A 9797-nucleotide genomic window follows, 5' to 3' on the forward strand; every position below is an offset into this window, starting at 1 on the left:
TCGCTCAGCCCGCCAGCGCCGCCGTGATCGCCGGGGTGTCGATATGACCGCGCTCGGCGATCACCACCAGTTGCGTTACGCGGCGCTCGTCGCCACGCCACGGCCGATCGTATTGCGTGCGCACCCGCGCGCCGACCGCCTGCACCAGCAGCCGCATCGGCTTGCCCGCCACCGCCGCATAGCCTTTGACGCGCAGGATGGCGTATTCGGTGGCGAGCCGCTCGATCCGCGTGGTGAGATCGGCGGGGGTGGAGACGTCGTCCAGCTCGACCACGATGCTGTTGAAATCGTCATGCTCATGATCGTCCTCGCCATCGTGATGCGAGGGGCGGGCGGCGATATCGTTCTCCGCCGCCGCGCCGAGGCCGAGGATCACGCGCGGATCGACCACGCCGTCAACCAGCTCGACCACCGGCAGCGGGCGTGCCGATTCGGCGGCGATCACCGCCCGCGCCGCCGCGACGCCGTCCGGCCCGGCGAGATCGACCTTGGTGAGCAGTACCATGTCGGCGCAGGCGAGCTGATCCTCGAACACTTCGGACAAAGGCGTCTCATGGTCGACGCTCGGATCGGCGGCGCGTTGCGCGTCGACGGCGGCGAGATCGGGCGCGAACCGCCCGGCGGCGACCGCTTCCGCATCCGCCAGCGCGATCACGCCGTCGACGGTGATGCGCGAGCGGATCGCCGGCCAGTCGAACGCCTTGAGCAGAGGCTTGGGCAGCGCGAGGCCGGAGGTTTCGATGAGGATATGGTCGGGCCGGGGATCGAGCGCGAGCAACGTCTCGACAGTGGGGATGAAGTCATCCGCCACGGTGCAGCAGATGCAGCCGTTGGCGAGTTCGATCACGTTCTCCGCCGGGCAATCCGGGATCGCGCAGCCTTTCAGGATATCGCCATCGACGCCGAGCGTGCCGAATTCGTTGACGATCACCGCGAGGCGTTTGCCGCCTGCGTTGCGGATCAGGTGGCTGATGAGCGTCGTCTTGCCGGCGCCAAGGAAGCCGGTAACGATGGTAACGGGGATCTTCAAAAGATCGGTCATGGTGTTCTCCGCACGCGCCTGAGCAGAGACGGACGGGGCGCCTTGTGGCACGGCCAAGCGGCGGCAGGCGGGCGCGTCCATGCGCCTGTCGCAACAGACCGATGCGACCCCGGCCGCACGGATTCGTCGCTCAGACGGAGAACCGTGCCGCGGTCATCCCCTGGACCAAGGCAAGAGCGACCAGACGCCGGCAGGTCTCCTGGCTCACGGGTCAAAGCTCGATCGCGCGGCCTTCCCAGGCCGATCGGCCCAGTGGCTGCCCCGTGCGTGACGGGGCGTTGCGCATCTCGCTCACCGCTTACAGTTGCAGGGACAGCCGTGGCATTGGAGGCGAACCTCCGCACCACATTCCCATTGAAGCCCTTTCGGGGCACCGGCGCGATCAGTGAGGAGCGGTGAAACCGGCCCTCATCGCGCGGCTTAGACCGAAAAGCGGGTCATGCCAATTCGCTTCCCAATTCGCTTCGTCTTGCCGCCTGCCAGCGGCGGTAGCCGATAGCTGCCAGAATCGTCATCGCGAGGTACAGCCCGGCGGTCGGCCACAGCCCCTTGGCGACAAACATCGCGACGTAGAGCGTATCCACCACGATCCACAGCAGCCAGTTGGCGGCGTGGCGGCGCGCCACCCAATATTGCGCGACGAGGCTGAAGCTGCTCAGCGTCGCATCCGCCCAGGGCAGCGCGGCGTTGGTGTAGCGGCTGGTGAACCACCCGATCGCCACCGCGCCGACCGCACCGGCGGCGAGCGCGGCGATGGCGTGGCGCGGGGCGAGCGACGCGACCACCACCGCGCCGCTGTCGTCGGTGCGGCGCGACCATGCCACCCAGCCGTACAGGATCGCGGCGCCGAACACCGCCTGCAACGCCATGTCGGCATAGAGGCGCACGTCGAGGAACAGCTTGAAATACAGCGCGCAGGCCAGCAGGTTGACCGGCCAGCACAGCATCCGCCGCTTGGCGGTGAGCCATACGCCGAGGATGCTCGCGATGACGGCGGCGATCTCCAGCGGCGACATCAGGATGCGCGCAGATCGTGGAGGAAGGCGCGCCCGGCCGGGCTGCCGAACCAGTCGGCATGGGCGATCAGATAGCCGTCCCACGCCAGCGCGGCATCGGCGGGCGCGGCGACGATGCCGGCGAAATAATCGACCTCGGACAGCGCGAACTCGACGTGGACGAGCGGGAGCAGCGCGGCGATGGTCTCGCGGTTGTCACGGCTGAGGGTGCGGACTGTCGTGTAACCGGCGAGCAACGCCCGCGCCGCGCCAACGTCGGCAAAGTCCGCCGCCTGCCAGGCCTGGTGCAGCCACTGGAAGGCGGTGCGCTCGATCGCGGTGGCGAGGTCGTGCAGCGCGCAGGTGCGATCGGCGAGGCCGAAGTCGAAGACGGTCGCGACCTTGCCGGTGTTGGTCCACAGCAGGTTGGAGGGGTGCCAGTCGTTATGCGTCCACAGTGGCGGTTGCGCGGCGAGGCGATCGGCCAGCCCGGTGCCGAAGGTGGCGAACAGCCGCGCCAGTTGGGCGCGGTACGGTTGGCGAGCGAGGTATGTGGCCAGCGCCGGACGCGCGGCGAGATAAACGTCGGCGGCGGCGAGCGGATCGGCGGCGGGGAGGATGGTGAGGCTCGTCACCAGCGGCTGCGCGCGGCGGGCGGGTGCGTCATAGCCCTCCGCCGCATCGTGCAGCCGCGCCAGCGCGGCGCCGGCAGCGTGCGCGTGGATGTGCGACAGGAACGGCGTCCACGAATGACGATCGCGGTAGAGGTCCGCGCCGGGGGACTGGCGGTGGAGTTCGTAGCTGCCGGCGTGGGTGGCGACCACGCTGGTGCGGTCTCCCGTGTGCATCACCTCGGGCACCGTTATGCCGGCAGTGCGGAGGTGGGCGATGAACCCGTGTTCCTCCGCCAGTCCCTCGGCGGAGCGCACGCGCGCGTCATGCCGTTTGAGCAGGAAGGTGCCGCCCTCCGACTCGACCAGCGTCGCGGCGGAGAACGGGCGCGGCGAGTGCCAGCGCAAAGCGCGCATCCGCCCGGCATCGGGGAAGCGCGCGAGCACTGCCGCCGCCTCGTCCACCGTGATCGGTGCCCAGGTCGGCGCGACCGCCTCGGTGCCCATGCCGTGGACCTGATGGCTGGCGGTCGCCACGCCTCAGAACGCGCGCGACAGCGTGGCGCTCACCGCGCGCCCGCTGCCGATGTAATAGGCAGGTGCTGCGCCCGCGATGATGGTGCCGCCGCGCCCCACCGTGTCCTGCGCGTTGGGGGTGACCGCCTCGACCCCGGAGAGGACATGCGGATCGGTGACGTTGATCGCGTTGAGCCGCAGATCGGTGCGCTTGCCGTCGATCAGGTCGGCAAGGTGCACGCCGATCGACAGGTCGAGCGTGGCGTACCCCTTGATGCTCTCGTCGTTCATGAAGGTGGCGTACTGGCGATCGACGTATTTCAGCGCGAAGCTGCCGAACAACCGCCCGTCGTCATAGGTGCCGCCGAAGCCAATCTGGTAGGTCGGGCTGGAGACGGCGTGCTTGCCCCTGGTCGGCAGGAGATCGTCGCCGATCGGGATGTCGTCATCGAGCCGGGCGTGGAGATATTCGCCCGACAGGTAGAAGCTGACGCCCTTGGCCGGGCGATAGTCGATCTCGGCATCGACGCCGTAGCTGTTCTGGCTGCCGGCGTTCAGCGTCGAGTTGATCTGCGCGCCGCCGAGATCGACCACGGTGCCAAGTTGGCGGTTGCGGAAATGGTAGTGGAAGCCGGTTACAGAGCCGGACAGGCTGGGGCCGATGTAGCGGTAGCCGATTTCCTCCGACACCGAATATTCGTTCTTGAGCGCGGTGGTGCCTTGGCCGACGAGTTCACCGGAATCGTAGCTGTTGTAGAGCGTGTATTCGTCGGGCGCGCGGAAGTTGGTGGTGATGTTGGCGAACAGCTGCTGCTGGTCGTCGAGCTGATAATGCACCGCCGCGCGGGGGAGCGCGGCGAAACTGTCGAACCGCACGCGGTCCTGCGGGCCGGGCAAATAGTTGCGGCCGTTGTGCAGTACGTCGACGCCCTTGAAGCCGATATCGACACGCAGGCGCGGAGTGAGCGCGATACTGTCCGCCACGAAGAAACTCTTTGTGACGGTGACGGTGCGTTCGTTCTCATAGGCGAGCAGGCGGCCATCGGCGATGCGGATCGCCTTGTCCTGATAGCCCCACGGATCGACCGGGCGGCCATCGTCGCGGATCGACGTATAGGTCTGGAGCACGCGATCGGTGCCATAGTCGAACCACAGCCCGGCGGTGAGGGTGTGTGCGCCCGCCTCCAGCGTCAGCTTGCCGACGCCGCCACCACGGAACTGGTCGCCGGTGAAATTGCCGAGCACCGTCGCGGTGCCGTCCACCGCGCCGGGCAGCGCGATCGGTGAGCTGAGTTCCTCGGTGCCGAGGAAGTTGCCGGTGGTGCCGAGCTGCGTGCCGTAAGGCGAGTTGCCGTAGCCGAATTGCAGGTAACCCGTGGTGTCGAGCGTCAGCCGGTCCGACAGTTTCAGGTGCGCTGGTGCGGACACGTAGATGTTGCGGAACGGCGCGCGGTACAGCCGCCAGTAGTTGGTGTCGCCGTCGCTATAGCGCTTGTCATAGTTGAAGCCGCGCCCTTCCGCCTGCCAGTCGGCGAGGGTGGGGCTGGGATAGGTCGAGGAGTTGGCGTCGTTGAACGACACCGACAGGCTGGCGCGGTTGCCGTCGCCCCATTCGTTGAGCAGCTTGGCATCGACATGCTGGCGCAGATCATAGCCCGCGCCGCGCCAGTTGTCCGCGCGCGTGTTCGAATAGGACAGGAACGCCTTGAGGCCGGTGTCGCCGATCGTGCCAGTATCGAACCGCGCGAAGGCGCGCCGCATGTTGTATTCGCCGATGGTCAGATCGACCAGCCCGCCGCGCTCCGCCTTGGGGTTGTCGAGCGACAGCGACAGCAGCCCGCCCGCGCCGCCGACGGTGGGGGAATCGATATCGACCGCGCCTTGCGCCAGCGTGATCTGGCGGAGGTTCTCGGCATCGGCGAACTGCGCGGGGTAGGCATAATAATAGCCGATGTCGTTCTGCGGTGCGCCCTCCATCAGCACGCCGATCTCGTCCTGCCCCAGCCCGCGCAGCGTCAGGCTGGAGGTGGTCGACAGGCCGTACGGGTCGCTCGACGAGACATTGGCGCCGGGTAGCAGGTTGACGAGCTGGAACGCGTTGAGCGTCGGCGCCTGTTTGGTGATGAAGTCGGCGGAAATCGCGCTGCGCGCTTGCGGCGCGCTCTGGTCGGGCAGCAGCCCTTCGGGATCGGGATTGCCGACGACGCGGATGTCGGCGGGCGGCGTATCGTCCGGGCCGGGCGCTGCGGCGGCGGGCGCGGCGAGCAGCAGCCCGGGCAGCACGGCGGCGATCAACCCGGTGGTGGATAGGGAGAATCGGGTACAGGTATGTGCAGTCATCGTCTCGCGTCCGCTCCATCGGAGGGACAACGGGAGACCGCCAGCCCTCCCTACGCCGGTATCAACCGGATCAGGTTCAGCGGGTCGTGGGCTGCTGCCCACCTCTCAGCCACACGATAGCGGCCCCCCGGGGATGGGGTCGCTTAGGCGGTCGGCAGCGATGTGGAAAGTCGTAATGTGTCGGTGGTGTTCGACGGGAGCGACGGCCCAATCCCGGAGGATCGGGCCGTCGCCGTCGTGCCGTCAGCCGATGCCGCGCTCCAGTAGGCGCATCAACCGGCCCGAGAACGCGCGCGGATCGACCGGGAGTTCGCCATCGGCGATGCGCGCCTCGTCGAACAGCAGGTGCGCCGCGTCGGCACGCGCGGCCTGATCGCCGTCGTCTACCGCGCTCAGTTTCTCGACGAGCGCGTGGCGCGGGTTGATTTCCAGCACTGGCTTTGCCGCCGCGTCGAGCCGGCCGGCGTTGGCGAGCAGCTTTTCAAGCTGGCGATCCATGCCGTGTTCCGGCGCAACCAGGCACACCGCGCTTTCGGTGAGGCGATCGGACACGCGCACGTCCGACACCGCATCGCCAAGTGTTTCCTTCACGAAGGCGATGAAGCCGTTGACCGCATCCGACGCGGCGGCGGCGGGCTCGGCGCCGTCCGGCAGCGGGATCAGGCTGAGATCGGCAAGACCCTGCGTGACCGACTTGAACGGCTTGCCGTCATAATCCACCCCGGCGGTGATCCAGAAGCTGTCGACGTGATCGGCAAGCAGCAGCACTTCGATACCACGCGAGCGGAACCCTTCGAGCTGCGGCGAGGTGGCGAGCCGCTCGAGATCCGTGCCGGTCGCGTAATAGATCGCGGTCTGATTGTCCTTCAGGCCGGCGGCATAGTCCTTCAGCGAGCGCCATTCGCCGTTCGACGTGGTGGTCTTGAAGCGGGCAAGGCCGAGCAATGTCTCGCGCCGGCCGAAATCCTCGTACAAACCCTCTTTCAGAACCGCGCCGAAATTGTCCCACAGTTTGAGGTAGCGTTCGGTGTCATTCGCAGCGAGTTTATCGAGTTCTGACAGAACGCGGTTGGCGACCGCCTTCTGGATCGCGGCGAGCACCGGGCTCTCCTGGATCATCTCGCGCGAGACGTTGAGCGGCAGATCGTTGGAATCCACCAACCCGCGCACGAAGCGCAGGTAGCGCGGCAGGATCTCCGCATCGTCGGTGATGAACACGCGGCGGACGTAGAGCTTCATGCGGCCGGCGCGGTCCGGATCGAACAGGTCGAACGGCTTGGTTTCCGGCACGAACGCCAGCACGGTATATTCGTGCAGGCCCTCCGCGCGGTAGTGGAGCGTCAGCGCAGGCTCGTCGAACTGACCGGCGGCGCTGCGGTAGAAGTCCTTGTACTCCTCGGGCGTGATTTCGGATTTCGGCTTGGTCCACAGCGCAGCGCCGTCGGCGATCTGCTTCGGCTCGGCGTCGGGCTTTTCCTTCAGGAAGATCGGCACCGGCACGTGGCCCGACTGCGTCTTGATCGTGCGTTCGACCGCGAAGGAGTCGGTGTAGGTGGCGGCCTCTTCTTTCAGGTGGAGCAGCACGCGCGTACCCCGCGCCGGCGCTTCGGCCGTATCGACCAGCTGGATCGTATAGGTGCCGAGCCCGTCCGAAGACCAGGACGCCGCCGTGTCGCCACCAGCCCGGCGCGAGAAAACCTCGACCCGATCCGCCACCATGAACGCCGAATAGAAACCGACGCCGAACTGGCCGATCAGGTGGCTGTCCCCGGCATCCTTGGCGCCGGCGATCTTGTCCATGAACGCCTTGGTGCCTGAGCGCGCGATCGTGCCCAGCGCCTCGCCAAGCTCGGCCTCGGTCATGCCGATGCCGTTGTCCTCGATGGTCAGGCGCCGCGCCTCGGCGTCGAGCGTGACCGTGATGAGCGGCTGGCCGTCGTCGCCGAGCAGGCTGGCATCGCTCAACCCCTCGTAGCGCAGCTTCTCGCAAGCATCGGCTGCGTTCGAGATCAACTCGCGCAGGAACACGTCCTTGTCCGAATAGACCGAGTGCACCATCAGGTGCAGTAGCTTGGCGACATCGGCCTCGAAAGAACGGGTTTCGGGCGTGGTTTCGATCGTCGTCGTCATGCTGGTTCCCCATGATCTTTCAGGTTGAACGCCGCAGATGGCCGAGCGGTCGGGGGCTTTCAAGATGCTGCGCGTCATCTTCCTGTCGATGATGTACGAAGCAGCGGAGCCGTCGCGATGCTGGGGAGTTGTTGCGGAATGGAAATGAAGCCGCTGCCGCGCGACGCCGTGCTGATCGTCAACACGCATTCGCGTAAAGGGCAGGATCTCTATGAAGAGGCGCGCACCAAGCTGGCGGCGGCCGGCATCACGCTGCTGGCGACCCACGCGGTCGATGATCCCAAGGATCTTGCCACCGTCGCCCGCAAGGCGATCGCGGAAGGGGCGCCGATGGTGATCGTCGGCGGTGGCGACGGCACGTTGGCGGGCGTAGTCGACGAACTGGTCGGCAAGGTCTGCGTGTTCGGCGTGCTTCCGCTCGGCACCGCCAACAGCTTCGCTCGGTCGCTTGGCCTCCCGCTCGATCTCGACGCCGCGATCGCGGCCATCGCGCACGGGCGACGCAGGCGCGTGGATCTCGGCATGATCGATGACGACCACTTCGTGAACGGCGCGTCGATCGGCCTGTCGACGATGATCGGCGAAACCGTGCCGCACAAGCTCAAGCGGTATGCCGGGCGCGTCGGCTATCTCGCGTGGGCGTTGAAATGCGCGGTGCGGTTCTGCGCTTTCCGCCTCGAACTGGATGACGGCACGCAGGTCCACCGCCTCTGGGCGACCGAGGTCCGCATCCTCAACGGGACGCACCACGGCGGCGTCGAGCTGTCGGAGGAAGGTGGCGTGGCGTCGCGCGACCTGCTGATCCAGGCGGTGGTCGGCACCAGCAAGCTGGCGCTCGCCAAGGACTGGACGGCGAAGTTCTTCAAGCTGCGAGACCGCAATGCCGGGAGCAGGGATTTTCGCGGCGAGACGTTCCGCATCGTTACCGACCCACCACAGCGCATCTCGATCGACGGGGAGGTGCTGGCGTGCACCCCGGTCACCGCAAGCGTCGCGCCCGCCGCGATCGAGGTGGCGGTGACGGCGTAACCGCTATTTGGCGCCGCCGCCCGCGCGCGGGTAATCCCGCCACAGCCACTCCAGTGCGCCCGGCAGCGTCTGGGCGACGACATCCCCGTCGACGTGAACCGCGTCTGCCGCTTTGACGTAGCGGTAGTCGTACCCTTTTGCATCGAGCGCGGCTGCCATGCGGTCGTTCGCAAGCGGCCAGTTGTGGTAGCTCACCTCCGGGTCCTGCCAGTGAAGATCATGCTCGCCGACTTCCATCCAGATGCGGATGGGCCTACGGGGCGCCGCCGGGATCAGCCGGGCGGCATAGTCCCAAGCCCCGTGCGGCGTGGCCGGGTCGGCAGGGGATGCCTGATTCACGAAGGTGCCCGAGTAAGACAGCACCTTGCCGTACCATTCCGGGTGGAACCAGGCCATGGTGAAGGCGGCCGCCGCGCCCGAACTGCCGCCCATCGTAGCGCGCCCGTTGGGATCGCTGGTGAACCGCACACCGTACAGCGCCTGTACGCGCGGCAGGACTTCTTGCTCGACAAACCGCGCATAGCGGTCGGACACGGTGTCGTACTCGAGACCGCGCTGCGACCCTTGCGCGTCGCCGCCGCCCGACTGGATCATCACCGCCACCATCGGCGGCACGCGGTGCTGCGCGATAAGACTGTCGAGCGCGGCGGCGACACGGGCCGCATAGTCCCGCCCGTCCTGCACCACCAGCAACGGCACTGCCGTTCCCGCTCGGTAGCCGTTGGGAATGTAAACGAACACCTCCCGGCGGTACGGCGCGGGTGCGGATTGCTGCTCCGCCGGGGCGGCGAGCCGGTTGCCATACGCGTCGCGGCGGCGCGTGGAGTCGGTATCGATCTGGCGGATGCCAGGGTAGATGCCGCTCTCGGTCGAGCGCATGATGAAGCTGTGCAATGTTCCGCTGACCCGACCCGGAAGCGCTGTCATCTCCGTCGCGTCGCGGTACGGTGGCGCGATACGAACCTCGTCGGCGGACGCTGCCGTCGCGGCAAGGGCCGCCGCGATCATTGCCAAAGCTTTCGGTGCCATCGTGCCGCTCCATTGATTGGCCCGCGAGAGGCAGGCGTTTGGCCGAATGTGCGTCAAGAGGCTGCTGGTGCCAAGCGTAGCGATGCATCGCCGTGCGCGTTGGCA

The 9797-nt window shown here is 67.3% G+C and carries 7 protein-coding genes and 2 riboswitches; of the genes, 1 reads left to right on the forward strand and 6 read right to left on the reverse strand.

What is annotated here, in order from left to right; translation table 11 throughout:
- Positions 1-4: 4 nt before the first annotated feature.
- The 5 genes from cobW to htpG all read right to left on the reverse strand — a co-directional run bounded on the left by cobW (position 5) and on the right by htpG (position 7634).
- Entirely contained in the window at positions 5-1042 is a 1038-nt protein-coding gene (gene cobW, locus L8F97_RS00130; RefSeq protein WP_242145980.1) for a cobalamin biosynthesis protein CobW, read from the reverse strand.
- Between the two features lie 171 nt (positions 1043-1213).
- Positions 1214-1435, reverse strand: a riboswitch (cobalamin riboswitch).
- Between the two features lie 44 nt (positions 1436-1479).
- Positions 1480-2058: a nicotinamide riboside transporter PnuC gene (gene pnuC, locus L8F97_RS00135; RefSeq protein WP_242145981.1), complete on the reverse strand. Its 579-nt coding sequence runs from the start codon at positions 2056-2058 to the stop codon at positions 1480-1482.
- Positions 2058-3155 carry a phosphotransferase enzyme family protein gene (locus L8F97_RS00140; protein ID WP_242147050.1) on the reverse strand — a complete coding sequence of 366 codons (1098 nt, stop codon included), beginning with the start codon at positions 3153-3155 and terminating at the stop codon, positions 2058-2060. Before L8F97_RS00140 ends, pnuC begins: the two co-directional genes overlap by 1 nt.
- 33 nt (positions 3156-3188) lie before the next feature.
- Positions 3189-5504 carry a TonB-dependent receptor gene (locus tag L8F97_RS00145; RefSeq protein WP_242145982.1) on the reverse strand — a complete coding sequence of 772 codons (2316 nt, stop codon included), beginning with the start codon at positions 5502-5504 and terminating at the stop codon, positions 3189-3191.
- 30 nt (positions 5505-5534) lie between these two features.
- Positions 5535-5644: riboswitch (TPP riboswitch) on the reverse strand.
- 103 nt (positions 5645-5747) lie between these two features.
- On the reverse strand, positions 5748-7634 hold the full coding sequence (gene htpG / locus L8F97_RS00150) for a molecular chaperone HtpG (protein ID WP_242145983.1): 1887 nt from the start codon (positions 7632-7634) through the stop codon (positions 5748-5750).
- A gap of 138 nt (positions 7635-7772) precedes the next feature.
- Here htpG and L8F97_RS00155 point away from each other — a divergent pair, with 138 nt between their 5' ends.
- Positions 7773-8663, forward strand: a complete 891-nt coding sequence (locus L8F97_RS00155) for a diacylglycerol/lipid kinase family protein (protein WP_242145984.1) — start codon at positions 7773-7775, stop codon at positions 8661-8663.
- Positions 8664-8666: 3 nt separating this feature from the next.
- On the opposite strand, the gene L8F97_RS00160 is transcribed toward L8F97_RS00155, so the two are convergent.
- A complete protein-coding gene (locus tag L8F97_RS00160) occupies positions 8667-9692 on the reverse strand; it encodes an alpha/beta hydrolase (protein ID WP_242145985.1) in 1026 nt (341 codons plus the stop codon).
- Between the last annotated feature and the right edge of the window lie 105 nt (positions 9693-9797).

This window comes from Sphingomonas sp. BAUL-RG-20F-R05-02 (genome assembly GCF_022662305.1).
Taxonomy (GTDB): Bacteria; Pseudomonadota; Alphaproteobacteria; order Sphingomonadales; family Sphingomonadaceae; genus Sphingomonas.

Bases quoted from the DNA above. Each gene is read 5' to 3' on its own strand.
- cobW (WP_242145980.1), bottom strand. From the start codon at position 1,042: ATGACCGATCTTTTGAAGATCCCCGTTACCATCGTTACCGGCTTCCTT.
- pnuC (WP_242145981.1), bottom strand. From the start codon at position 2,058: ATGTCGCCGCTGGAGATCGCCGCCGTCATCGCGAGCATCCTCGGCGTA.
- L8F97_RS00140 (WP_242147050.1), bottom strand. From the start codon at position 3,155: ATGGGCACCGAGGCGGTCGCGCCGACCTGGGCACCGATCACGGTGGAC.
- L8F97_RS00145 (WP_242145982.1), bottom strand. From the start codon at position 5,504: ATGACTGCACATACCTGTACCCGATTCTCCCTATCCACCACCGGGTTG.
- htpG (WP_242145983.1), bottom strand. From the start codon at position 7,634: ATGACGACGACGATCGAAACCACGCCCGAAACCCGTTCTTTCGAGGCC.
- L8F97_RS00155 (WP_242145984.1), top strand. From the start codon at position 7,773: ATGGAAATGAAGCCGCTGCCGCGCGACGCCGTGCTGATCGTCAACACG.
- L8F97_RS00160 (WP_242145985.1), bottom strand. From the start codon at position 9,692: ATGGCACCGAAAGCTTTGGCAATGATCGCGGCGGCCCTTGCCGCGACG.